Annotated in this window: 19 protein-coding genes and 1 pseudogene; 10 read left to right on the plus strand and 10 right to left on the minus strand. The window is 74.7% G+C overall.

All coding sequences use genetic code 11. The features are described from left to right. Positions 1-275: 275 nt before the first annotated feature. The 4 genes from ACIGXP_RS02255 to ACIGXP_RS02270 all read right to left on the minus strand — a co-directional run bounded on the left by ACIGXP_RS02255 (position 276) and on the right by ACIGXP_RS02270 (position 6,856). Positions 276-4,586 carry an HAD-IC family P-type ATPase gene (locus ACIGXP_RS02255; RefSeq protein WP_399763054.1) on the minus strand — a complete coding sequence of 1,437 codons (4,311 nt, stop codon included), beginning with the start codon at positions 4,584-4,586 and terminating at the stop codon, positions 276-278. 8 nt (positions 4,587-4,594) lie between these two features. Beyond that, positions 4,595-5,365 carry a hypothetical protein gene (locus ACIGXP_RS02260; RefSeq protein ID WP_399763055.1) on the minus strand — a complete coding sequence of 257 codons (771 nt, stop codon included), beginning with the start codon at positions 5,363-5,365 and terminating at the stop codon, positions 4,595-4,597. 295 nt (positions 5,366-5,660) lie between these two features. After that, complete coding sequence (locus tag ACIGXP_RS02265) at positions 5,661-6,101, minus strand: DUF6221 family protein (protein WP_399763057.1); 441 nt, start codon at positions 6,099-6,101, stop codon at positions 5,661-5,663. Continuing rightward, positions 6,098-6,856: a PaaX family transcriptional regulator C-terminal domain-containing protein gene (locus ACIGXP_RS02270; RefSeq protein WP_399763059.1), complete on the minus strand. Its 759-nt coding sequence runs from the start codon at positions 6,854-6,856 to the stop codon at positions 6,098-6,100. Before ACIGXP_RS02270 ends, ACIGXP_RS02265 begins: the two co-directional genes overlap by 4 nt. Positions 6,857-6,927: 71 nt before the next feature. On the opposite strand from ACIGXP_RS02270, the gene ACIGXP_RS02275 reads away from it, so the two are divergent. Both ACIGXP_RS02275 and ACIGXP_RS02280 read left to right on the plus strand, forming a co-directional pair. Then, positions 6,928-8,607, plus strand: coding sequence for a DNA alkylation response protein (locus tag ACIGXP_RS02275; RefSeq protein WP_399763060.1), 1,680 nt, complete (start codon positions 6,928-6,930; stop codon positions 8,605-8,607). A gap of 166 nt (positions 8,608-8,773) precedes the next feature. Beyond that, a complete protein-coding gene (locus ACIGXP_RS02280; protein WP_399763062.1) occupies positions 8,774-10,753 on the plus strand; it encodes a HEAT repeat domain-containing protein in 1,980 nt (659 codons plus the stop codon). A 650-nt stretch (positions 10,754-11,403) separates the two neighbouring features. Here ACIGXP_RS02280 and ACIGXP_RS02285 read toward each other — a convergent pair. Further along, positions 11,404-11,994 carry a hypothetical protein gene (locus ACIGXP_RS02285; RefSeq protein WP_399763064.1) on the minus strand — a complete coding sequence of 197 codons (591 nt, stop codon included), beginning with the start codon at positions 11,992-11,994 and terminating at the stop codon, positions 11,404-11,406. 288 nt (positions 11,995-12,282) lie between these two features. Between ACIGXP_RS02285 and ACIGXP_RS02290 the strand changes: the two genes are divergently transcribed. Continuing rightward, positions 12,283-13,371, plus strand: coding sequence for a sialidase family protein (locus ACIGXP_RS02290; RefSeq protein ID WP_363215377.1), 1,089 nt, complete (start codon positions 12,283-12,285; stop codon positions 13,369-13,371). Between the two features lie 270 nt (positions 13,372-13,641). On the opposite strand, the gene ACIGXP_RS02295 is transcribed toward ACIGXP_RS02290, so the two are convergent. Then, positions 13,642-14,319, minus strand: coding sequence for a uracil-DNA glycosylase (locus ACIGXP_RS02295; RefSeq protein WP_363215376.1), 678 nt, complete (start codon positions 14,317-14,319; stop codon positions 13,642-13,644). Positions 14,320-14,471: 152 nt separating this feature from the next. On the opposite strand from ACIGXP_RS02295, the gene ACIGXP_RS02300 reads away from it, so the two are divergent. The 3 genes from ACIGXP_RS02300 to ACIGXP_RS02310 all read left to right on the plus strand — a co-directional run bounded on the left by ACIGXP_RS02300 (position 14,472) and on the right by ACIGXP_RS02310 (position 16,780). Then, the gene (locus ACIGXP_RS02300) at positions 14,472-14,666 is read left to right on the plus strand and encodes a hypothetical protein (protein ID WP_399763066.1); all 195 of its coding nucleotides are present in this window, start codon (positions 14,472-14,474) and stop codon (positions 14,664-14,666) included. Beyond that, positions 14,663-15,637: an N-acetylglucosamine kinase gene (locus ACIGXP_RS02305; RefSeq protein WP_399763067.1), complete on the plus strand. Its 975-nt coding sequence runs from the start codon at positions 14,663-14,665 to the stop codon at positions 15,635-15,637. The genes ACIGXP_RS02300 and ACIGXP_RS02305 overlap by 4 nt, the downstream gene beginning before the upstream one ends. Before the next feature lie 216 nt (positions 15,638-15,853). Next, positions 15,854-16,780, plus strand: coding sequence for a hypothetical protein (locus ACIGXP_RS02310; RefSeq protein WP_363215374.1), 927 nt, complete (start codon positions 15,854-15,856; stop codon positions 16,778-16,780). A gap of 68 nt (positions 16,781-16,848) precedes the next feature. On the opposite strand, the gene ACIGXP_RS02315 is transcribed toward ACIGXP_RS02310, so the two are convergent. Continuing rightward, positions 16,849-17,886, minus strand: a complete 1,038-nt coding sequence (locus ACIGXP_RS02315) for a lactonase family protein (RefSeq protein ID WP_399763068.1) — start codon at positions 17,884-17,886, stop codon at positions 16,849-16,851. Positions 17,887-18,072: 186 nt separating this feature from the next. Further along, on the minus strand, positions 18,073-19,563 hold the full coding sequence (locus ACIGXP_RS02320; protein WP_399763070.1) for an FUSC family protein: 1,491 nt from the start codon (positions 19,561-19,563) through the stop codon (positions 18,073-18,075). Between the two features lie 230 nt (positions 19,564-19,793). Between ACIGXP_RS02320 and ACIGXP_RS02325 the strand changes: the two genes are divergently transcribed. Both ACIGXP_RS02325 and ACIGXP_RS02330 read left to right on the plus strand, forming a co-directional pair. Then, complete coding sequence (locus tag ACIGXP_RS02325) at positions 19,794-20,270, plus strand: Lrp/AsnC family transcriptional regulator (RefSeq protein ID WP_363215371.1); 477 nt, start codon at positions 19,794-19,796, stop codon at positions 20,268-20,270. Positions 20,271-20,415: 145 nt separating this feature from the next. Then, positions 20,416-21,873, plus strand: a complete 1,458-nt coding sequence (locus ACIGXP_RS02330) for an MFS transporter (RefSeq protein ID WP_399763072.1) — start codon at positions 20,416-20,418, stop codon at positions 21,871-21,873. Positions 21,874-21,992: 119 nt separating this feature from the next. On the opposite strand, the gene ACIGXP_RS02335 is transcribed toward ACIGXP_RS02330, so the two are convergent. Beyond that, on the minus strand, positions 21,993-22,778 hold the full coding sequence (locus ACIGXP_RS02335; protein WP_399763074.1) for a LysR family transcriptional regulator substrate-binding protein: 786 nt from the start codon (positions 22,776-22,778) through the stop codon (positions 21,993-21,995). 82 nt (positions 22,779-22,860) lie between these two features. Between ACIGXP_RS02335 and ACIGXP_RS02340 the strand changes: the two genes are divergently transcribed. Then, positions 22,861-23,262: a DUF5997 family protein gene (locus tag ACIGXP_RS02340; RefSeq protein WP_363215368.1), complete on the plus strand. Its 402-nt coding sequence runs from the start codon at positions 22,861-22,863 to the stop codon at positions 23,260-23,262. Positions 23,263-23,609: 347 nt separating this feature from the next. Here ACIGXP_RS02340 and ACIGXP_RS02345 read toward each other — a convergent pair whose 3' ends face one another. Continuing rightward, positions 23,610-24,032 (minus strand): secondary thiamine-phosphate synthase enzyme YjbQ, encoded by a 423-nt coding sequence (locus ACIGXP_RS02345; RefSeq protein ID WP_363215367.1) that lies wholly within the window; start codon positions 24,030-24,032, stop codon positions 23,610-23,612. 213 nt (positions 24,033-24,245) lie between these two features. Here ACIGXP_RS02345 and ACIGXP_RS02350 point away from each other — a divergent pair. Next, a pseudogene (locus ACIGXP_RS02350) lies at positions 24,246-24,449 on the plus strand (hypothetical protein); the annotation flags it as partial. Positions 24,450-24,550: the final 101 nt, after the last annotated feature.

The raw sequence follows: 24,550 nt of genomic DNA on the forward strand, positions 1-24,550 counted from the left end.
GGCTGGGGGCGGCAGCGAGTCAGACGGCAGTTGCCCGACTCCGACGGCAGCGGCCCAGCGGCTACTGCCCACCTGCGGCGTGGAGCGGACCAGTCGGCAGCTGCCCCTCTGCGGCGTGGCGGCGGACCAGTCTCTCCACCGACCGGCACCCGCCCGGCAGCCGGCGGAGCAGCCTCACCACCGGCCCAGTCACTTCCGTCGCCCCGACCGGCACTGGCCGACCGGTCGGCTCCGGTGCGCGGCGCTGTGGCCGGCGGGCCGTCTTCCGCGGTGGGTCAGCCCGGCAGCAGGCGGCCGACCGTCTCCTCCAGGCGGGGCAGCGCCCGCTGGCCGGCCAGGGCCAGGGCGATCGCCGCGAGGACACCGGCCCAGGCGACCGGGCCGAGCGGGGTGCACCCGACCGCGTGGCTGACGCCCGGGGTCTGCACCGCCGCGACCAGCGCCACGGCGGAACCCAGGCAGGTGATCTGCACCAGGCGGCTGTCGCGCCGGTCCAGCCACGTCTGCACGAGCTGGGTGCCGACCACCCCGCACAGCGCCATCGTGCCGGAACGGCGCGCGGTGCCGGGCGTGAAGCGGCCCATCAGCCACGCCGTCACCGCGCCCAGGCAGGTGGTGAGCGCCCGGTGCCGGATCTGCCGCAGCAGCGGCGCGCCGAGCACGGCGGAGGCGTCCTCCGGCGATCCACCGCGGGTGCGTACGGTGCTCGGCTCGTCGTCCTTCTCGGTCACCGCCACCGCCATCGACGGGAACAGGTCGGTGAAGAGGTTCACCATGAGCATCTGCCGCGTGGACAGCGGCGCCCGGCCGGACAGCAGCGTGCCGAGGATGCCGAACCCGACCTCGCCCGCGTTGCCGCCGATCAGGATGGCGATGGCGTCGGCCACGCTGTGCCACAGCGCCCGCCCCTCGCCGACCGCGTCGATCAGGACCGTCAGATCGTCGTCGGTGAGGACGATGTCGGCGGCGTTGCGCGCGGCGGCCGAGCCGCGGGCGTTGATGCCGACGCCGATGTCGGCGGCGCGGATGGCCGCGGCGTCGTTGGCGCCGTCGCCCACCATGCCGACGACCCGGCCCGCGTCCCGCAGCGACTCGACGACCTGGAGCTTCTGCTCGGGCGCCACCCGGGCCACCACGCCCGCGTCCCGCAGCATCCGGGCCCTGGCCGCCCGGTCCGCCGCGGCCAGCTCGTCCCCGGTGACCACGACGGTCTCCTCGGGCCAGCCCAGCTCGGCGGCGATGGCCCGTGCGGTCTGCGGATGGTCGCCGGTGAGCATGACCGGTCGTACGCCCGCCTCGTTGAGCCCCTCCACCAGTGCCGTGGACGTCTCGCGCGGTACGTCGGACAGCGCCAGCAGGCCGGTGAACTCCAGCTCCTGCAGCGGCTGTTCGAGGATGTCGTCGGCATCCTGCCCGGCCGCGTCGAGCCGCCGTTCGGCCACCGCCAGGACCCTGAGGCCGTCCGCCGCCAGCGCGTGGGCCGCCTGCGCCGCGTGCTCCGGTAGACCCGGGCAGGCGGGCAGCACGGTCTCCGGGGCGCCCTTGACCACGAGCACGAGGGGGCCGTCCCCGCTCCGGCCGACGGCGGCGGCGTATCCACGTGCCGCCTCGAACGGAAGGTCCGCGAGCTGGGTCCAGTCCGGGTCGGCGCCGGCCGCGGCCAGCACCGCCTCGTCGGTGGCGTGCACCGGGCGGTCGCTGCCCCCGTTGAGCTGCGGACAGGCACGCGCGGCGGACCGGACGATGCCGGCCGACCCGGGGTCGTCCGCCGCGCGGACCGTGCCGTCGGCGCCCGAGGTACGCACCAGCCGCAGCCGGTTCTCGGTGAGCGTGCCGGTCTTGTCGAAGCAGATGGTGTCCATGCGCCCCAGCGCCTCCAGGGTGCGCGGGGTGCGGACGAGGACGCCGCCGCGGCTGAGGCGCCGGGCCGCGGCCAGCTGCGCGACCGTGGCGACCAGCGGCAGCCCCTCCGGTACGGCCGCCACGGCCACCGCCACACCACCGCTGACCGCCTCCCGGATGGGGGTGCCGCGCACCAGCGCGAGTCCGGTGACCGCGGCGCCGCCCGCCAGCGTCAACGGCAGGGCCTTGCGGGTGAGTTCCTGCAGCCGGGCCTGGACGCCGCCGGCCGGGGGCGTACGGGCGGCCAGGTGGACGGCGCGGGCGGCCTCCGTGCGCTCACCGATGTCGACCACGACGGCCCGGGCCTGCCCCGCCACGACCGTCGTCCCCTCGAAGACCATGCAGCGACGGTCGGCGACCGGGGCGTGCGGGGTCGGGTCCGTCTGCTTCTCCACCGGCAGCGACTCGCCGGTCAGGGCCGACTCGTCGACCTCCAGACCGTCCTGCCACAGCAGCCGGGCATCGGCGGGCACCACGTCGTCCGCCTTCAGCTGGATCACGTCACCCGGATGCAGCTTGCCCGCCTCCACGGTGCGCGTGCCGCCGACCGGTGCCTCCGTCTCCGGCGGCACGAGACGCGCCTTCTGCTGCTGCTCGGCGACCAGTCCGGACAGCGCCCGTTCGGCACGCAGCCGCTGGATGCCGCCGACCAGGGCGTTCAGGTCGAGGGCGCCGACGACGAGCAGGGCGTCCACGACCGAGCCGAGGATCGCGGACGCCGCCGACCCGACGGCGAGCACCGGGGTGAGCGGGTCGTGGAGTTCACCGCGTACGGCCCCGCCCAGCCGGTAGGACCAGCGCGCGGGCGCGGCCAGCGGGTGCCGGGCGACACCGGCGGCGGCCTCGCGCACGCGGGCGGTCAGCCCCTCGAAGGCGGTGCTCTCGGCGGCCGGTTCGTGCTCCAGCCGCTCCCGGGCCTGCTCGGGGTCCAGCTCGTGCCAGTGCACGCGCGGACGGGGGTGCGGGGGCCGGGCTGCCGCCACACCGAGTGCGGCGCGGCCCCCGGAGAGCAGGGCCGACACGGCGGCGACGTCAACGGGGGCGTGTCGCATCCCCGGCAGCGCGGCCAGGCGCCCGTGACCGCCGCCCGACTCGCCGATGGCCACGAGGAGACCGGAGAGCGCGGCGCCGGAGCGGGCGAGGGTCTGGGCGTGCCGGCCGACCGTGCGGGCGGCCGGTATCGCGGTGAGCACCCGCCACACATCCGGCAGCCCGTGCAGGGCCAGCAGGTCCGCGCCCCAGACCACCGCGCCGTCGCGATCGGTGAGGGCGAGGGCGATGTCGGCGGCGCGCAGCCCGGCCAGGACCCCGTGCTCGTCGGCGGAGCCCACCCGGGCGACGGCGAGCACCGCGCCCGCGTCGCCGCGCGCCTCGTACACCACGTCGTCCAGCGGCCGGCGCGCGTCCACGACCTGGTCGGCGAGGCCGGTGAAGTCCTCCAGGGCGGGGTCGTCCACGAGCACCACCCGCAGGCCCGCCCGGCGGGCCGCGTCCAGGACCGGTTCGGCCCACGGGTCGGCCTCGCCGTCGTCGGTGCGCAGCACGCTGGGGTGCAGCACGACCGTGCCGGCCATCTCCAGCTGGCGCAGCCGCTCCGGGGCCCGCACCAGCACGCCGGTCCGGGCGAGCGCCGCGCTCAGGACGGCGTGGAAGGCGGCGGGACCGTAGCGGGCGGCCTTCGGCGAGCCCGCGAGCACCGCCTCCGCCGCCTCGCTGCCGTCGTGCTTGACCAGGAGGGTGACCGCGGCGCCCACCACGCTGCCCGCGGAGGCATGAGCGGCGTACTCCTGCGCCGGGGACTCCCGCAACGGCGGTCGGGCGGCGCCGTCGGCCGGGAGGCTGACGCGATCCGGCCCGCACAGCTTGTCGTGCACCGCGTCGAAGGCGGCGGCGCGGGCCACCGTCTCGGCCACCTGGCAAGTCCGCAGGACGCCGTCGAGTATGAGCGAGGTGGGGGTCTGCCCGGCGCCGTGGGCGGCGGCGTTCGCGCAGGCCAGCACGAGATCCATGCGAGCGTCGCCCAGCCGGGCGCGCAGCCAGGAGCGGAAGCGCGGGTTCTCCCGCAGCAGCGTCACGACCGCCGTGACCAGGCGGGGGGAGGGGGGCAGCCGGAGCGAGTAGGCGGTGAGCGCGGCGGCGATGCCCACCGCGTCGGCGGCGAGCGTGGCCACGGCGGCGCGCACCCCGGCCGGGTCGGCGGGATGCGTGGTCTCCTCCACGTCCTGGGCGGACAGCACCAGTCCGTGCCGCTCGGCCAGTTCGGCGGCGTGTTCCACGACCTGGTCGGCGGCCTCCTCGCCGGTCGCCGTCACCACCAGGCGCGCGAGCCCCTGGTCCCAGTAGGCGACGAGCACGTCGGGCCGCTCGGCCAGCGCTTCGGCCATCCGGCGCGCCAGATGTGCGGTGCCGCCCGCGCGCCGCGCGAGCTCCTGTTCCACGGGCCGCAGGGCCAGGTGGGTGCGGGCGCCGGCCCGCCAGTGGTCACCGGCGCCGGGCAGCGCGTTGCGGGCGACCCGGGCCACCCGTACGGCGGCATCCGCGCCGCGCACTCCCGCGCGCGCCGTGCCCGCGGCGACACCGGCGACCGCTCCGGCCGCCGGCGCGGCCGCCCGCGCCAGCAGCCGCGGTGCGGCGGGCAGTAGCCGTACGGCGGCCGAGGGCACCGCCAGCAGTCCGAGCACCATGGCCCTCCTCAGAGCGTGGTGCGGTCAGGCCGCGCCGTGGGACCGAGCGGACCAGTGGACGGCTTGACTGCCGAACCCTCGGCACCGCGAGAGGTCCGTGCCCGGCCGGACGACCCCCCGCCATCATGGCTCCGGCCGCCACCGGACGCCGCCTCGCCCGCCGAAGCCCCGGCACCGTGAGAGACCCGGGCACTCCCGGGCGACCCACCACCGCCATGACTCCCGCCACCACCCGACGCCGCATCACCCGCGGAAGCCCCGGCACCGCCGGCAGCCGCAGCCCCGGCGCCGGACCGAGCCCCGCTCGTGGCCTCGGTGTCTCCGGCCGCCTCCGTCCCGTCCTCGACGGAGGCCGCCGGGTCCGTGCCGCCGGCCGTGCCCCTCACCCCCGCCGACGCCGCTCCACTCGTGCCGCCGGCGTTGCGGGACCCCGTGCCGTGGCCGGACCTGAGGGCCGCGGTGCCGAGGTCGTGGGCGGGTTCGGGCCCCTGCCAGGCCGCGCTCTCGCGCTCGGCCGGATGCGCGGGCCGCGGTTGGGTGAGCCAGGCCACGGCTGCTCCCGTGAGGGCCACGGGCCACTCCACCACGCCCGCCGCACCGAGCACTCCGGCCCCCGCGTACACGGCGATGCGCCGTCCACGGGGCGACACCGCGCCGACCTTGTCCAGCGTCCCCTCGGCGGCCCTGCTCACCATCCCGGCCCCGGGCACCCTGCGCAGCACCGAGGCCGCGCCGTGCAGGGGCGCCGTGAGGGCCGACGACGACTTCTGCTCAGCCATGACTCTCCTCGGGTGAGTTCGCCTTACGTGCCCCACCGAGTGCCCGCCACTGCGCTGGTCATCCCCCGTTTCCGCTCAGGGGGCGCCACTCTTCCCAGGGAACTCCTCGGACCGCCTCGGCGCCACCCGCACCGCCAGACCCCGCGACGCCGGGATGATCCACACCACAGGGCCCAGCACCGCACGAGCGCCGGCCCGCCCCGGAGACCCGGGCCGTTCCGGCGCCGAGGGATCGCGTACCGCCCGGTCGAAGCCGATCACCGCGTCGACGTGGCCGGGGCGCGGATCCAGGCATTCACCCGTCGCCGGGGGTCTCCCGCTCCCCGGCCGCCTCGGCGTACTCGGGATGCGCGGCGAACGGCAGGGCGAGCAGTCGGAGCGTGGCGCACGGAGCCGGTTGCCGGCTTCCTCCGGTGGCTGCGGCACAGGTGCGGCAGCGGCCGTCCTCGCCCGGCCGGTGCTCGGCGAGCAGTGCCCGGCCCGCCTCGACGTTCCGCAGGATGCGCGCCGGATCATGACGCGCCACATGAGTGAGCAGCCGCACCGGGTCCTCGGCGCCGAACTGCACCAGTGGCGTGTGCGTCGTCCCGCGGTCCCGGGAGGTGAGCACCTGCTCGACGTGGTCCGCCATGACGCCCCGGACCGCGCCGGGCGCCCCCGCGATCGCGTCGCGGGCCACCCGCTCCTCCTCCTGGAACCGGGCCCGCAGGAACCGTGCGAGAGCCACCGCCGTCATGCGGCACGCTCCCCGAGCCCCACCGACGCGGCCAACTCCCGCTGGTAGTGGGCGTAGGCCGTGCGCAGGGCCTCCCCCGGCCAGTCGGCGGGCAGGAGGGCGGGGGGCAGAACGGGATCGGTCAGCAGGTGGCGTACGGCCGCGGCGTGGGCGGTGAGCCGGTCCGCCGGGCTGCGGGCGGCTGCCGTGTGCGCAAGCAGCGTCCGGGCGGTGGCCGCCCACGTGTCCAGCAGCCAGAGCCGGGCGACCAGCTCCTGCCCGGGCTCGTCGGGGCGCGCGGTGTACGTCCGGGCCACGGAGTGCAGCAGGTCCGGCAGGGCGCGGTCGAGGTTGGCCGGACGGAGCCACACGCCCTCGCGGAGTTCGGCCAGGCGCAGGGCGGTCAACCGGGTGCGCAGCTCGGCGCGTTCGGCGGGGCCGCGACCGGTCGCGGTGATCACCACCATCTCCCAGTCGCCGTCCCACGCGCGCGTGCCGGGCCGCAGCGCCTCGTCCTGGCGCTGCTGGCGCGCCAGCAGCCGGTCGCTGAGCCGGTAGACGGCATCGGTACGGCGCAGGTCGCCCGCGGTCACCATCCGGCTCAGCGCGGCCCGCAGCGTGGAGCCACCGACGCCGAACGGCTCCACCAGCCGGACCAGGTCCTTCACCGGCAGTTCCGCCGGGTGCGCGCCGAGGAGCAGGCTCAGCACGACCGACCGCGCCGACAGCGGCCGCAGGCCTGCCTCCTCCGGCTCGGGCGGGACGTTCATGCGCATGAGCACGTACTGTACGCGCGCCCTCGTATTGCATCATTGCTACGACCGCAGAAAGAGTGCAACATGCTGGCATGGTCCCGATTCCCGCGCAGTCGCCCTCGCAGCCGCGGCCCCAGCCGCCGTACGCCACGCACGACGTCACCAACCAGGCCCCGCCCCTGGCTCCCTACGACGCCTCCGACGACCCGGCGCTGCTGGAGGGGCTGCGCCGGGAGGGCGCCGGGTGGGCCGAGGAGGGCATCCGGCGGCTGGGGGCGCGCGCCGGCAGCGCGGAGGCGCAGGAGTGGGGTGAGCTGGCGAACCGGCACGAGCCGGTCCTGCGTACCCACGACCGCTACGGCCACCGCGTCGACGAGGTGGAGTTCCACCCCAGCTGGCACCACCTGATGCGCACGGCGGTCGCCGAGGGCCTGGCCGGGGCCCCCTGGGCGGACGAGCGGCCCGGCGCCCATGTGGCCCGTACGGCGGGCGGCCTGGTGTGGGGGCACACGGAGGCCGGCCACGGCTGCCCGACGTCGATGACGTACGCCGCCGTGCCCGCGCTGCGGGCCCAACCGGATCTGGCCAAGGTCTACGAACCGCTGCTCACCAGCCGGGAGTACGACCCCGAACTGCGCGTGCCGGCCGAGAAGCCGGGGCTGCTCGCGGGGATGGGCATGACCGAGAAGCAGGGCGGGTCGGACGTCCGAACAAACACCACCGTGGCCACGCCCACCGGTGAGCCCGGCGTGTACACGCTGCGCGGGCACAAGTGGTTCACCTCGGCGCCGATGTGCGATGTCTTCCTGGTCCTGGCGCAGGCTCCCGGCGGGCTGTCGTGCTTCCTGGTGCCGCGTGTGCTGCCGGACGGCACCCGCAACACCTTCCGCATCCAGCGCCTGAAGGACAAGCTGGGCAACCGGTCCAACGCGTCCTCGGAGCCGGAGTTCGACCGTACGGTGGCCTGGCTGGTGGGGCCGGAGGGCCGAGGGGTGAAGACCATCATCGAGATGGTCAACTGCACCCGGCTGGACTGTGTGATGTCCTCGGCGACCCTGATGCGCAAGACGCTGGTGGAGGCCGGCCACCACGCCCGGCATCGCAGCGCGTTCGGCGCCCGGCTGATCGACCAGCCGCTGATGCGCAACGTCCTGGCCGACCTCGCGCTGGAGTCGGAGGCGGCGACGACGCTCGCACTGCGGCTGGCCGGAGCGGCCGACCGGGCGGTGCGCGGGGACGCCGGGGAGCGCGCCTTCCGGCGGATCGCGACCGCCGTCGGCAAGTACTGGGTCACCAAGCGGGGCCCCGCGTTCACCGCGGAGGCGCTGGAGTGCCTGGGCGGCAACGGGTACGTCGAGGACTCGGGCATGCCCCGGCACTACCGGGAGGCGCCGCTGCTGTCGATCTGGGAGGGGTCGGGCAACGTCAACGCGCTCGATGTGCTGCGCGCGCTCGGCCGGGAACCGGACACCGCAGATGCCCTGTTCGCCGAACTCGCCCTCGCGCGCGGGGCGGACGCCCGCCTGGACACGGCCGTCGCCGCGCTCAAGGACCAGTTGGCCGAAACGGACCAGGTGGGTGCCCGCCGGCTGGTCGAGCGGATGGCGCTCGCCCTCCAGGCCTCCCTGCTGGTCCGGCACGCCCCCACCCCGGTCGCGGACGCCTTCTGCGCAAGCCGGCTGGGCGGCGACTGGGGACACGCGTTCGGCACCCTGCCCGCCCGGGCGGGCCTCGACGAGATCCTGGCTCGGGCCCTGCCCGGCCTGAACTGACACCTCCGGGCGGGGGCGCGCGGGCCGCTCGCGCGCCCCCGCCGGCCGCTCACTCCCTGGCCGGTGACAGCCGACGGATCGCACACAGTCAGCGCGCGGTTCCCCACCGTTGTCAGTGCCGTGGTGCACACTCGCGATCAGGTGGCACTCGTCTGGGGAGGACAACGTGGTCACGGGGATCGACGAGGTCGACTGGGCCTCGCTGCGGCACGCGTACGGCACGGCGGAGGACGTGCCCGGATGGTTACGGGCCCTGGCGTCCGCCGACACCGCCGAGCGGGCGACCGCGCTCGACGGGATGTACGGCGCGCTGCACCACCAGGGGCGTGTGTACGACTCGACACTGGCCTGCGTCCCCTTCCTGCTCTCGCTCGTGGCCCGTGAGGAGCTGCCGGACCGGTCCGGCGTCATGGAACTGCTGGTCGTCATCGGCGCGGAGAACACGGACGGGGATCCACGCGCACGGGAGGCGGTGTGCGCGGGCGCCGAGGTCTTCGTCCCGCTCGCCGAAGACCCTGACCCGGCGGTGCGCCGGGCCGCCGCCGGGGCCCTCGTGCACTTCCTGACCGCCCCCGCGCGGGTACTGGACCTGTTGCGGCACCGGCTGCGGGCAGAGCGGGACGACCGCGTTCTGCTCGCCCTCACGGAGGCGCTCGGTCTGTTCGTCCGCCGGTACCCCGCGCACGCCGACGCCGCGGTGGACCTCCTGGCCGAGCAGGGTGCGCCGCCGTACTCCCCGGGGCTGCGGCTCGCCGCGCTCGGCCAGCTCGCGCTCGTCGCACCCGACCGGCTGCCCGCCGATGTCGTGCCGACGGCGGTCCGGCTGCTCCGGGAGCGCTCCGCACACCGTGACCGGGTCCACGAGCCCTCCGCCGACACGCTCGTGGGGCGCTTACGGCGGCTGCGCCCGTCCGACGAGGAGGGTTCCCGACTGCTGCGCACCCTGCACACCGGACTCGGCGACCGCGTGGACGACCGGACCGCGCTCCTGCGCGGGCAGTTGACCAGCCCGGATCCGGTGGACCGGTGCAACGCCGTGTGGACGGCGGCGGCACTGCTGCGCGGCTGGCGCGGCGACCACAGCGGCACGGTCCGGCTGCTCGGCGCCCAACTGGCCGCAGAGGAGGACCGGTTACGAGACGCGGCGGTCGCGGTCCTCGCAGAACTGGGACCGCTCACCGCACCCGCCGCGGACGAGCTGCACGCGCTCGTGTGTGCCCGCCCCGACCTGTGGACGCACCGCTTGGAACGCGGCTCCCCCACGTTGGGCGGACCGCTCAGGGCACTGGCCGGGAGCGGCGATCCGCGCGCGCTCCCGGCCCTGGCCCAGCTGCTGGCCGGCCCGGCCGCACCCGTGGACCTGGGGTTCGCACTGGCCCGCCTGGGCGCCGCCGCGGCCCCCCTCGCCCACGCGGTACGGCACCGACTCGGCCGGATCCCGCCGGCCTCGCCCTCCGCCGCCCGGCTCGCCGCCCCGCTGCTGGCGGCGGTCGGCGCGATCGGAGACGAGGACGCGGTTCCCGAGGTGTTGCGGCTGCTGTCGGGAGCTCCCGACGGCCTGGGAGCACGGGAGGCGGTCGCGGGGCACGCCGTCGAGACCCTGGAGGCGCTGAACGCCGCCGCGCAGGCGGTACCCCTCCTGCACGCACTGCTGCGCACCCGGCACGCCGCCGCGGCGGCCGGCGCGCTCTGGTCCGCGCACCAGGACGCCTCCGCCGTACTCCCCGCGCTGCTGCGGGAGTTGGCCCAAGCCGATCCGGAACGCCGGTGCCGGGCCGCCGGGCAGCTCGGCAGACTGGGGCCGGCCGCGCGTTCCGCGCTCCCCGCGCTGCGCCGGATGGCCTCCTCCCGGCCGGCGCAGGAGCGGGTGTCGGCCGCCTGCGCGCTGTGGCGCATCGACGCGGATCCCGAGCCGGTCCTGCCCGTGTTCCGGGCTGCCTGGACGGACACCCCGCACACCCGCGCTCCGATCGCCCGGTGCCTCACCACGATGGGCCCGGCCGCCGCCCCGCTACGGCATCTGGTGGTGGCGGAACTCGCCGCTCCGCGTCGCCTCCCCGCCCACCCGGGAGGTCGCGGCGGCCAGGCCGTATCGCAGGACGAGGCGCTGCTGAGAGCGTGCCGGGAGGCGCTGGCGGCGATGTAGGGGGTCACGGCGGGCACTTGCCCGAGCCGATGAGCTCGGGAACGCGGCTGTGCACCTCCAACACGGGCGACGCTCCAGCGGGTGCGGGTGCGGTCCGACGCCGGGTTGCGCCGGCCCCCTGCCGCCCGCCACTCAGTCGCCGCCTTCGGGCAGACGGTCGACGGTCCTGGACACCTCGGCCTGGACACAGCGCCGCGGACACCCCGGCCTGGAAGCCGGCCCGTTGGCCCGGCCGGCGCCTCCGGGAGCGAGGCGGTCGACCCACCGCGGGAGGCACTGCCGGCTCCCCCTCACCTGAGCCGGGCTGCCCGCCCCGCGCGCACCGGAGGGTCAGCCGATCGCGCACTTGCGCCCCCTGGTGGACGCGCGGGACGCGGCGCGGGGCACCATGCGCTGCTCGGCCTGGTGCGGCATCTGCTGCTCGGCCCGGTACCGCGACGCTGCTCGATCCCGTGCTCCACGCGCTACTCGGCCCGGCGTGACACCGCTGCTCGATCCGGTGCGGCACCGCTGCTCGGTCCCGTGCGCCACGCACTGCTCGGCCCGGTCGGCTCCACGGCGGCAGCGCTGCGGCCCGGATGATCCCCGGCGGCGGTGCCGGGGCGGCCGGGTTCTTCCGGCCGTACAGGCAGCCGGGTCGGCGACCGTGATCAGACCATGCGTCCCCACTGCGGGCCGAGCCGGGCCCATTCCGTGTCCCAGGCGTCCATGCGGCGGCGTTCCAGACGGGCGCGCAGGGCAAGGCCCCCGACAAAGGGGACCACCGCGGTGCTCACGCCCACCAGGCAGCCGATCAGGGTGCCGCGGAAGGCGGCCTCCGCGACGGAGGCGGGGCGGCTGACGAGACGGCCCTGCGGGTCGGTCCAGACGGTGACCGGCGTGCCGGCCTTGCTGCCGGGCTCGACCCGCACCTGACCGGTGCGGGCGGAGCCGTCGGCCGCCGTCCAGCGCACCTTCGCCCAGACCTGATCACCGGAGGAGGTGTGGCCGTGCGCGGGCCGGTTTCCCGGGACGCGTGCCGCGACGTGGGCCACGACGGGGCGCGAGGCCGCCCGCTCCCCGGCAAGTCCGTGCTCCACCGACCGGGCCGCCACGAGTCCGGCCGAAACCCCGGCCAGGACGGTCAGCAGCCAAGCGCCGAGCACCACCCAGGCCTCCACCAAGTCGGCCCGGCGTTTGAGCGGGTTGCGCCGCCAGCGCCACAGCCACACCTTCGGACCACGGAACGCCTTCAAAGGCATCCTCCTCACGAGCGCACCGACCGGCCGGACCGCCCTCCCATACGCGGGAGATCGCTCCGTTGCTCACGACGAGCCGTCTCCCCGACGGTCGCACGAGACACCCCGTTCGCGCAGGCGCATGCCGCAACGGGCCCCGGCCGATCGTCGTCACGGGCCGACGACACCGCTGTGACCTGCAGAAACACGCTCTCCGGGGGAGAGTGTCAGTGGTGGGGTGCAGACTGGCCGATAACTGACGACTACCTGACTCACGACTACCTGGACGACGGCGTCCCGGAGGTGATCGGCATGACCGAGGTACTGCTGGCGGTGGGCACCCGCAAAGGTCTGTTCATCGGGCGCCGAAGGGACGGTGGCGCCTGGGAGTTCGACGACAGTCCGTATTTCAATGCTCAGGCGGTCTACTCGGTCGCGATCGACACCCGGGAGGACCGGCCCCGGCTGCTGGCGGGCGGCGACAGCGCGCACTGGGGTCCGTCGGTCTTCCACTCCGACGACCTCGGCCGCACCTGGACCGAACCGGCGCAGCCGGCCGTCAAGTTCCCCAAGGACACCGGCGCCTCCCTGGAGCGCGTCTGGCAGCTGCATCCGGCCGCCGCCGAGCCCGGCGTGGTCTACGCGGGCACGGAGCCGGCGGCGCTGTACCGCTCGGAGGACCGCGGCGAGAGCTTCTCCCTGGTCCGGCCGCTGTGGGAGCATCCGACGCGCTCGCAGTGGGTGCCGGGCGGCGGCGGTGAGGGCCTGCACACCGTGGTCACCGACGCCCGTGACCCCCGCGCGGTGACCGTGGCCGTTTCGACGGCCGGGGTGTTCCGCTCCACCGACGGCGGTGCGAGCTGGGCGCCGTCCAACTCGGGGGTGTCGGCGGTGTTCCTGCCGGATCCGAACCCGGAGTTCGGCCAGTGCGTGCACAAGGTCGCCAAGGATGCGGGCGACCCCGACCGGCTGTATCTGCAGAACCACTGGGGGGTGTACCGAAGCGACGACGCGGGCGCGCACTGGACCGACATCGGCGCGGATCTGCCGTCGACGTTCGGCTTCGCGGTGGCCACGCATCCGCACCGGGGCGACACGGCGTACGTCTTCCCGATCAACGCCGACGCGGACCGGGTGCCCGCCGAGCGCCGTTGCCGGGTCTTCCGGACCACGGACGCGGGCCGGACCTGGGAGCCGCTGTCGACGGGGCTGCCGGCGGAGGACCACTACGGCACGGTGCTGCGGGACGCCCTGTGCACCGACGACGCCGAACCGGCGGGGGTCTATTTCGGCAACCGCAACGGCGAAGTGTTCGCCTCGGCCGACGACGGCGACAGCTGGCGGCAGTTGGCTGCCCATCTGCCGGACGTGCTGTGCGTGCGGGCGGCGGTGATCGGCTGAGCCGCACGGGTGGGCCGCGAGGGCGTCTGCGTCGCGCTTTGGGGCTCGGCCACCGGTTGATCGTCCTCCTGCCCGCGGCAGGAGGTGACGCCCGTGGCACCCCGGCGAGCGGCCCGGGACAGCGGATCGACCGGTGTCCCGGGAGGTGCCACAGCGAGTGCCGGCCCTCGTGATCGACCAGCAGCTGTGGCCCGGCACCTGACGGCCTCTCAACGGTCACGCCGCCGATGCAAGGGCTGGACGCCGCCCGGACGCGGAGGAGCCGTGGCGTTACGGCAGTCGCCAGTCCACAGGCTGGGCACCCTGCCGCAGCAGCAGGTCATTGGCCCGGCTGAACGGCCGCGAACCGAAGAAGCCGCGGTCCGCCGACATCGGAGACGGGTGCGCGGACTCGATCGCCGGAAGGTCCCCCAGCAACGGCCGCAGATTCCGCGCGTCACGCCCCCACAGGACCGACACCAGCGGTTTGCCGCGCGCGGCCAACGCCCGTATCGCCTGCTCCGTGACCTGCTCCCAGCCCTTCCCGCGGTGGGCCCCGGGCTTGCGCGGGGCCGTCGTCAACGCCCTGTTGAGCAACAGCACGCCCTGCTGCGTCCACGGCGTCAGATCGCCGTTCGACGGCCTGGGCAGCCCCAGATCGGAGTGCATCTCCCGGAAGATGTTCTCCAGACTGCCCGGCAACGAACGCACCTCCGGGGAGACCGCGAAGCTCAACCCGATGGCCATACCCGGCGTGGGGTAGGGGTCCTGACCGACGATCAGGACGCGGACGTCGTCGAAGGGCTGCTGGAAGGCCCTCAGGACGTTCGGTCCAGCCGGCAGATAGGTCCGGCCCGCAGCTATCTCGGCCCGGAGGAAGTCCCCCATGGCGGCGATACGTTCGGCCACAGGCTCAAGAGCCTTCGCCCAGCCTGGTTCAACAAGTTCGTGCAAGGGTCGTGGTGCCACGGCGCGTCACTCTACTGGCACGCACAGGCACCCTGCATACGCCGGTAAGCCTCCGCCCGAGGGCCATCCCTCAGGCGCTACTCTTCGTCCTCGTCGAAACCTTCGATCCGGTCGGGCGGGTCACGCAGCCGGTCACCGAGAAGGAGGGCAGCTTGTTCCGTCCAGTGATCAAGCACCGCCTGTCGTTCTCGGCCGCCCCCGAGGTACGCCCGCTGCCGGCGGTGAAGTCCGCGCGCCCGGCGCCCGGCTCGGCCGACTACGGGTTCTTCGGCTCGCGCCCGCTCAGCCGGGCCGCCGCCCTGCCGAGCCGGCAGGGCGGCCGGCCGGTGGACAGGCGGCTGCCATGACCGTCCCCGGTTGTCTGGCGGTGGACTCGGGAGGCTCCGGCCTGCGGGTAGCCGTCGGCGTGCCGGGCCGGGCGCCCGCCGCAGAGCGGGAGTCACGGGAACCGGTCCGCACGGGGGCACGGGGCATCGATCCCGCCCATCTGATGGCGCAACTCGTCCCGCTGGCCCGGGCGTCCGCCGCCGAGGCCGGGATCAGCCGGCTGGAGACGGCCGTCATCGGCGCCGCCGGGTTCGCCAGCCTGGGCGACGCCCTGCGCGCCGAACTGCCGGGCGCCCTCGCCCGGGAGCTGGGCGTCCGGCAGGTGGCGCTCGCCGCCGACGCCGTCACCGCCTACGTCGGCGCCCTCGGGCCGCGCCCGGGTGCGGTGCTCGCCGCGGGTACCGGGCTGATCGCGGTCGGCACCGACCTGACCGCCTGGCACCGGGCCGACGGGTGGGGCCATCTGCTCGGGGACTGCGGTAGCGGCGCATGGATCGGGCGGGCCGGCCTGGAGGCGGCGCTGCGCGCCCACGACGGCCGGGACGGCGGCTCCGCACCGCTGCTGGCCCGTGCGGAGGAGCAGTTCGGGCCGGTGCGCGGCCTGCCGGGTCTGGTCTATCCCCGCTCCGACCGACCCGCCGTACTGGCCTCCTTCGCCCCCCAGGTGGCCGCGTGCGCCGCGCAGGACCCGACCGCCGCGGGCATCCTGCGCGCGGCGGCCCGGCACATGGCCGAGTCCGCGGCGGCCGTGTGCCCGGCGGAGGGCACGCCCCGAGTGGCGCTCACCGGTGGCCTGTTCCGCCTGGGCGATCCACTCCTCAACCCTCTGCGCGAGGAGCTGGCCGGCAGGCTGCCGCACGCCCGGCAGGTGCCGGCCGAGGGCGATCCGCTGCACGGCGCCGTGAGGATCGCGGCCGACCTGGCGGTCGGGCGGCTCACCCTGCCGGGTGAAAAGACCATGCTCCACGTGGTCCCGGTGCAAGCCGGCTGAGGCCCCCGCGAGGCGGATCGTTCCCCCCTTTCACTGCCTGTCGCCCCCTTGGTGCCCCTGTCACCCTCTTGCCGCCCTTTTGTCAGCCCATGTTCTCGGCACGTGCTCGGAACATGTGTCATACGCTTGTCACTCATCAGACAAAACCGGACGGAAACCGCTCACCTGCACCCTCCCCGAACGGAGGAACCCGCAAAGCCAGTAACATGCGGCGCCATGAGCACCCCCACTGGGCCCGAGTCCGGCCTGCCCGTACGAATGCCGCGACCCCGCCAGCCCGGACGGCACCGCCGACCGGAACCGCTGGTCGCTCCCGAGGGTGCGCCCGCGCTCGCCCTCGCGGTGCCCGGTGCACCCAGCGCCGCCACGCGCGCCCTTGCCGAGGAGGTCGTGAGCATCGCCCGCTCCGAGCTGCCCGGCCTGGACGCCCGGATCGGATACCTGGACGGGGACGACGCCGAGTTCCCCACGCTCCGGTCCGTGCTCGCGCACGCCGCCGACCAGCGCACGGCCCGTTACGAGCAGGCCGTCGCCGCGGGGCTCGAAGGGGTCAAGGAGCCCGACGGCCCGGTCGCGGTCGTCGTGCCGCTGCTGGCCGGCCCGGACAGCGCCCTGCTGCGGCAGATCCGCCAGTCCGTGATGGACAGCCGGGTCGCCGCCGAGCTGACCGATGTGCTCGGCCCGCACCCGCTGCTCGCCGAGGCGCTGCACGTGCGGCTGTCCGAGGCAGGTCTGGCCCGTGCCGACCGCGCCCGCCTGTTCACCGTGGCCACCGCCGCGGACGGGATCATCCTGGCGTCCGTGGGCGGCGACGAGGCCGTACAGGCGGCCGGGATCACCGGCATGCTGCTCGCCGCGCGCCTGGCCGTGCCGGTGATGGCGGCGGCCCTGGACCAGGAGGGCTCGATCTCCTCCGTCGCCGGGCAGCTGCGGTCCTCGGGCTCGCAGCAGCTGGCCCTGGCGCCGTATCTGATCGGCCCGGAGATCGACCCGGCGCTGCTGGCGGCGGCCGCCGAGGAGGCGGGCTGCGCCACGGCCGAGGCGCTCGGCGCATACCCGGCGATCGGCAAGCTCGCCCTCGCCAAGTACACGACGGCGCTGGGCATCGCCCCGCAGCAGCCGCAGGGCATGCCGGTCCGCTGACCACACGCCGGCATACGGCACCCGTACGACAAAGGGCCCGCTCCACACCCCGGAGCGGGCCCTTCGCCTCAGCCGAAGACGATGCAGGAGGCCGCAGGAACCGGCACCGAACCGTCGTACCGGGGCACCCCGGTCGCCTCGTCCACGGCGAACCATGTGACCTCGCCGGAGCGCTCATTGGCCGCGTAGAGGAAGCCGCCGTGCTCGGCGAGCGCGCGTGGCCAGTGCCCGCCGCAGGGCACGGTGCCGGTCAGCCGGAGTGTCTCGCCCTCGGTGGCGAGGACCGACAGGACGTCCTCGCCGCGGGTCGCGGTCCACACGAAGCGACCGTCGGGCGAGACCACGATGCCGGACGGATAGGCGTCGCCGGCGGGCGCACCGGGCAGCACGGGGACCTCGGTCAGCGGCTTGAGGGAGCCGGCCTCGGCGTCCCAGCGGCACACGGTCACCGTGGGGGTGAGTTCATTGACGACGTAGGCGTGCGCGCCGTCCGGGTGGAAGGCCAGATGACGGGGGCCTGAGCCGGGGCGCAGGGCGAACTCGCGGTGCAGGGCGGGGGCACCGTCCGCGAGGGTGCAGACCCGTACCGAGTCCGTGCCGAGGTCGACGCTGACGGCCCACCGGCCGCTCGGGTCGGCCTGCACCTGGTGGGCGTGCGGTCCGCGCTGGCGCCGGTCATGCGGTCCGGAGCCGGTGTGCTGCAGCTGCCCGGAGGGCTTGGCGGCGAGCGTGCCGTCCGGGAGCAGGGGTACGGCGGTGACGCTGCCGGAGCCGTAGTTGGCGGTGAGCAGGTGTCCGGCGTACAGGCCGAGGTGGGCCGGTCCGCTGCCGTCGACCGGTACGGGGGGCCCGGCGAGTACCGGCCGGCCGCCGTCGACGCGGTAGGCGGCGACGGCGCCCTCGGCCGTCTCGCTGACCGCGTAGAGCGTCTCCCCGTCCGGCGACAGGGCCAGGTAGGACGGGTCGGGTACGTCGTTCACGGCGGGGCCGAGGGCGAGGGCGCCGCCGTCCGGCGCGACCTCGGCGGTCACGAGGCCGGGGCCGCCCGCGGCCGTGAACGAGCCGATGAAAGCCCGGCACCTGCCGGGCCTGCCGTCCTCTGCCACCGCTGTCCCCTCTCGGTCCTCGGTCGAGCCCGTCCGGGGCCGACGGTAGCAGTCGATCAGGCCGGTCTAGACCAAGAGGCGCGGGCACGCAGGGAGGTTTTGCACGCACCCTCCGGCGCCGGCTCCGCACAGTCACCTTGGGGCATTCGACTGCCGGGAAGCGGAGCCGGTCACTGGGGGATGTGCTCAGGCCCCCACCAACCGCGACCCCGACGGTGCCCTCAGGGGTTCGGCCAGGTCGGCGAGGGCGCGTTCCAGGCCGTGCAGGTGGGCCAGGGCCGGTTCGGAGGGCGGGTCGGCGGGGCCGTGGACAGGCTCCGGACGGCCCGCGGTGAGCGCCTCGACCGCGGCCTCCACCCGCCAGCAGGCCGCGGCCAGGCGGGCGTCGTGGGAGGCCTCGGGATCGGCGGCGACCGCCACCAGGCCATGGACCTCGCGAGCACAGTCGTCGAGAAGGGCGAGGACCCTGCGGGCGCGCCGCTTGCGGGCCGGCATCGGGTTCAGCGGGTGCACCAGCGGGGCCACCGAGAGCCGGACCCGGCCGAGCAGCTGCTCCAGTTCGGCCACGCGAGGCGCCGGGTCCGCCGTCGGGGAGCCGGCGAGGCGTGCCGCGGCCTCGGCCGTGCAGGCGTGGACGCAGCGCAGGGCACGCTGGATCCAGGCATCCGTGACGGCATGGGTGGTGACCGGCAGCACGAACAGCACGGCGAGCGCGGCGCCCAGCGCGCCCACGCCGGTCTCGGCCAGGCGCAGCGCGAGCAGGCCGGGTTCGAGGACGCCGAGGAGGCCGTAGAGCAGCTCGGCGAGCAGCGTCACCCAGAGCATCATCCAGGTGTAGGAGACGGCGGCCGTGTAGAAGATGCCGAAGACCGCGACGGCGACGAGGACGGCCGTCGGGACCGGCGCGCCGTCCACGGGGACGGCGACGAGGAAGCCCAGGCAGATGCCGATGACCGTGCCGAGGACCCGGCGGAAGCCGCGTACCAGCGTCTCGCCGCGCGATGCGGTGTTGACGAAGATCCACCAGGTGGCGCCGACGGCCCAGTACCAGCGCTGTCCGGACAGCAGCTGGCCCACGACCAGCGCGAAGCCCGCGCCCGCCGTCGCCTGGACGGCCTGCCGGGTGGTCACCCGGGCCAGCCCGCGCCAGGCGGGCGGGGCAGGTACGGCGGCTGGGGGCAGCCGGCGCTCGTAGCACCACACGCCGAAGCGCACCACGGCCGCACTGAGCACGGACAGCAGGACGGCGGCGTACAGCTCGGGCAGCTGTGCCGGGGCGGTGTGCAGGAACTGCGCCACGAAGAACGTCATGAAGGCGAACACGCCGAGGCTGTGCCCGCGCGGTCCCCAGCGGCGCGCGTACACCCCGGCGCCGACGACGGCCAGGAAGGCCAGGTCGCGCGCGACGGGTACGTCGTGCAGCTCGGCCGCGACGGCGAGCACCGGCACGCCCACGGCGGGCAGCAGCGCGGTGGTGACCACCTGCCCGCGCACGGTCGGGTCGGCGACGGTGAACAGGGCGAGCAGTGCGGCGAGGCCGCCGGTGACCGCACCCGCGAGGGAGTGCCCGGCGAGGAGGCAGACGACGACCGCGAGGCCGATGCCGAGGACGGCCCGCGCGGCGAAGCGCAACCGCGCCCGCCCCGGGTCCGGAGCCACGAACATCCTCTTCACCACTGCTGCCCTCCCCATGGAACACCGGCACAGAAAAGGCGCCGCGGAGGTCCGCAGCGCCATCGACGGATCCATGAGAGCATCCCCCGGGTCACTGGCTCAAGTGTGATCCGAATCGCTGAGCCATTGGTACAACTCCTGGCAGGCGGTCGTGCTGACCGGAATGCCAACGGACCAGGTCGGGCGGCACACAGGGCAGCACGCATGCTGAGCCATTGGTACAGTCGTCCATCATGGCCGTGGACGAACTCGACACCCGCATCCTGCGGCTGCTTCTGGAGCAGCCGCGCACCAGCGTGCGCGAGTACGCCCGTATCCTCGGCGTCGCCCGTGGCACGCTCCAGGCACGCCTGGACCGTTTGGAACGGGACGGTGTGATCACCGGCACCGGGCCCTCCCTCTCCCCCGCCGCCCTGGGTCATCCGGTGCTGGCGTTCGTGCACATCGAGGTCACCCAGGGCCATCTGGACGACGTGGGGGACGCGCTGGCCGCCGTGCCGGAGATCGTGGAGGCGTTCTCGATCACGGGTGGCGGGGATCTGCTCGCCCGGGTGGTGGGCCGGGACAACGCCCATCTGGAGGACGTCATCCAGAAGCTGATCAGCCTGCCGGGCGTCGTGCGCACCCGCACGGAGGTGGCGCTGCGCGAGCGCGTCCCGCACCGGTTGCTGCCCCTGGTGGAGTCGGTGGGCCGGGCGGTCCGCGCCTGACCCTTGGCACGCTCGGTTGCGCGATCCCGGCGCCCTCTCGGGTCGTCTTCGATCTCGCGCGAGTGCGGGCGCGGCCGGGCGGAGCGGCGCGCTCGGCGGCTCTTCCCGCCGTGCGGGGGACGCCACGGATGCATAGCGTGATCGTATGACTACAGACCAGGTCGACCCGGCCCAGCGCGATCGACGGTGGAAAGCGCTCGCCGTCTGCCTGACCGCCGCCTTCATGTCCTTGCTGGACACGTCGATCGTGAACGTGGCACTCCCCTCGGTCGAGCGCGGGCTCTCCGCCACCCCGGCCGACCTGTCCTGGGTCGTGTCCGGTTACGCGCTCACCTTCGGTCTGGTCCTGGTCCCGGCGGGACGGCTCGGTGACCTGCGCGGACAGCGCGAGACCTTTCTGGCCGGGCTCGCCCTGTTCACGCTCGCCTCGGCGGCCTGCGGGCTCTCCTCCAGCCCGGCCTGGCTGGTGCTGTTCCGGCTGGTGCAGGGAGCATCGGCCGGCATGCTCGCACCGCAGACCACGGCGCTGATCCAGCTGATGTTCCAGGGTGCTGAACGGGCCCGCGCCTTCGGCATGATGGGCGCCACCATCGGCGTCTCCACGGCGGTCGGCCCATTGGCGGGCGGTCTGCTGATCCACGCTGCCAGCGGGGACGACGGCTGGCGCTCGGTGTTCTACGTCAACCTGCCCATCGGCGTCGTCGTCTTCTGCGCGGCGCTGCGGCTGCTGCCCCGCTCCCCCGGCTCACCGGGCAAGCGCGAGTGCTTCGACGTGCCGGGTGTCCTGCTGCTCGGCTCGGGTGTGCTCGCCCTGATGCTGCCCCTGGTGCAGGAGCAGCAGTGGCACGGGCGGCTGAAGTGGGCCCTGCTTCCGGCCGGCGCCGGGCTGCTGGCCGCATTCTGGACGTGGGAACGGCGCCAGCAGCGGCACGGCCGGGCCCCCCTGGTCGATCTACGGCTCTTCGCACTGCGCTCCTTCTCGCTCGGCGCACTGCTGAGCCTGGTGTACTTCGGCGGCTTCACGACGCTGTTCTTCGTCTACACGATCTTCCTGCAGAACGGGATGGGCTACAGCGCGCTGGCGGCGGCCCTGTCGTCGATGCCCTTCGCGACGGGGACGGCGGTGGGTGCCGCGGTCGGCGGCCGCCTGGTCACACGCTTCGGACGCAAGCTGGTCGTCACCGGGCTGTGCACGGTGACGGTGGGGATCCTCGGCGTCATCGCGGCCGTGCACTGGGTACCCGGCCGGGGCGTGGCCTGGGCGGCAGCCCTCCCCATGCTGCTCGCCGGGCTCGGCTCGGGTCTGACCACCTCCCCCAACACCACGCTCACCCTGACCCTCGTGCCGGTGCGGCGGGCCGGAGCGGCGGGCGGGGTGCTGCAGACCGGGCAGCGCATCGGCTCGGCTGCCGGTGTCGCGGCGGTGGGTTCGGTGTTCTTCGCCCACCTGGCCAACCACGGCGACCCGGCCGCCGCACTCCAGTACGGCCTGCTCACCTGCGTAGGCATCATCCTGCTGGCCCTCTGCCTGGCCTTCGCCGACCTGCGGGAACGCAGGACCCAGCCCGACCAGCCGAGGCAGACCGCGCGGCAGGAGGCGTAGGCGGGGCGCCGCGACGCGGGGCCGTACGGCGGCGGTCCGGTCTCGTCGCGGCCGTGGCTCGATTCCGCAGGGCGGGTTCGTGCGCCGGCCCGCGTTCCGTCGCGGTGCCGCTCCGGGTCTCACGACCTCCGGCGCGGCTTGCCCCGCTTGGGGGTCTGCTTGGTTCCCGCCCCCCGCGCGCGTGGCGTGCGCCCCGTGGACTTTGCCGCAGGCTTCTGCCGGGTGCCACCCGGTTCGGCACGCTTCCGCTGCTGCTCGGCCGGCGCGGAGGCCGGAGGGTTGGGCTTCGTACGGCCCCGGGTGCTGTTGACGGTGCGGCCGCGGACGATGCCGATGAGGTCCTCCACCAGCTCGGTGGTGGCCTCCTCGGGCCAGGAGAGGGCGACGCTCGACTGGGGGGCGTCGGTGACAGGGCGGTAGGTGAGGTCCTTGCGGTGGTACAGCCGGGCGAGGGACTGCGGCACGACCAGGAGGCCGACGTTGGCGGCCACCAGCTCGATCGCATCCTCGGTCGTCGCGGGACGCTCGAAGGCGGGCTCCCCGGGCGGGCCGTCGCCGTCCCACTCGAAGACGTCGTCCAGGGGGTGGAAGAGCACTTCCTCGGCGAGGTCGGCGAGAGTCACCTCGTCCACAGCCGTGATCAGGTGGTCCTTGGGGACGACGACCACTGTGGTCTCGGTGTAGAGCGGGATCGCGCTGAAGAACGTACGGTCCACAGGGAGCCGTACGAAACCCGCGTCGGCCTCCCCCGCACGCAGCACCTCGGGCGCCTCGGCGGCCGTTACCTGGACGAGGGTGAGCGGGATGTCCGGCAGGCGCTCGCCCCAGATCCTCGCCCATTTGGCGGGCGTCACTCCGGGAACGTACGCGAGCCGGAACGACGGTGATACCTCCGAGCCTGTCACCAGGCCAGGTTACCGGCCGTGGCCGGCTCACCGGCACCGGCCGTGGTCGGGCCCCCTGCACGCGGCCGATACCCTTGACCTCATGAGTTCGCAGCAGAGCACCCAGACGATGAAGCCCGCGACCGCGGCGAAGAAGCTGGGTGTGTACCTCCCCGCCACCCCCGCCTCGTTCCAGGAGGGCGTCATCTCGCGCGCCGAGCTGAACGAGCTGCAGGCGAACCCGCCGGAGTGGCTGAGCGAGCTGCGACGCAACGGCCCCCACCCGCGTCCGGTGGTCGCCGCGAAGCTCGGGGTGTCCATCGCCGGCCTCGCGCGCGGCGGGGTCACCGAGCCGCTGACCACCGAGCAGATCGAGGCGCTCAAGCAGGAGCGGCCCGAGTGGCTGGAGAAGGAGCGCGCCACGCAGGCCGACGTCCGCAAGGAGGCCGCACGGATCAAGCAGATGAAGCAGGAGAAGCAGGAGCGCGCCGCCGGGCGCGACTGATCTTCCCTTGGGCGCGGCCGGCCGCGGCGCCGCCCACTGCCACGAGTTCGCCGCGTTTGCTGTGGCTGGTGACGACGACCGTGCTGCCGGGGCCGCTCGGGATCAGCGACCGGACCTGGAGCCGCGCCCTCTTCCCCGGCGCCGTCGCTCCGGGCGGCCTCCAACTCCTCGCGCGTGGTGTCGAGTTCGTCGCCCGCTCCGCACCGCGAGAGCCACCGGGCGCCCCGCCGCCGGACATGCTTCATCTGCACTCAGGCGTCCGCGACCACCACTCCGACCAGGACCATGGCCCCCTGCGCGGCGAGCGTCCCCGACTCAGGAGCGGGCCGGTGTCGGCGCCGCCGGGGTCAGCCGAGGAAGCTGAGTCGCACCTTGCGTTCGGGGTTGTCGCGGTTGGTGTCCACCAGGCACACCGACTGCCAGGTGCCCAGTTCCAGGCGGCCGGCGATGACCGGGAGGGTCGCGTGGGGCGGGACGATGGCCGGGAGGACGTGGTCGCGGCCGTGGCCGGGGCTGCCGTGGCGGTGCTGCCAGCGGTCGTCGGCGGGGAGCAGGGTGTGCAGGGCGGCGAGGAGGTCGTCGTCACTCCCGGCACCGGTCTCGATGACGGCGATTCCGGCGGTGGCGTGCGGGACGAAGATGTTGAGCAGGCCGTCGCGGCCGGCCGCCGCCTCCCGCAGGAAGTCCTCGCAGTCTGCGGTGAGGTCGACGACGCGTTCCCGGGAGCCGGTGGAGACGTCCAGCATTCGGGTGGTGAAGGCATCTGACATGCCCCCATCCTGACCCATACGCCGCGCTTCATACTCTGCGGCGCGGGCGATTGCAGAGACGAGCGGTCCATGGGGCGAGAGACCATGGACCACGGAGCGGCCGTCTGGCTACGTATGGCCGCATGTTGCGTACGGCCCTGCTCACCACGCACGCTCACATCGACCTGCCGCGGATGGGCTCCGCCGCGTGTCGCCGCGGCCGCTGACCACTTGCTGCCGGCGCCCAGGGCGGAAGCAGTGCTCTCCCGCCCGGCCGACGCCGAGTGCCCTGAGCTGCGTGTCTGGCTGTCAACCGAGGTGCTGGCGATCTTCCGCTTCCATGCGGTGGAGAAGATCGACTTCGATGCAGATCTGCAGGAGCTCCAGGGGCAGGAGCGACTCGTCGTAGTAGGTCCTAGAGGCCGGGTCGGCCAGCGACGCGAACGCGGAGAGGAAGAACGGCTCCGGACCTTACGCCGATCCCCGGCATGGACGTCAGGACCTTTGAAAAAGGGCCTCGGCGCGCAGGATGGCCGCCC

Source organism: Streptomyces sp. NPDC053069, from assembly GCF_044546895.1.
GTDB lineage: Bacteria > Actinomycetota > Actinomycetes > Streptomycetales > Streptomycetaceae > Streptomyces.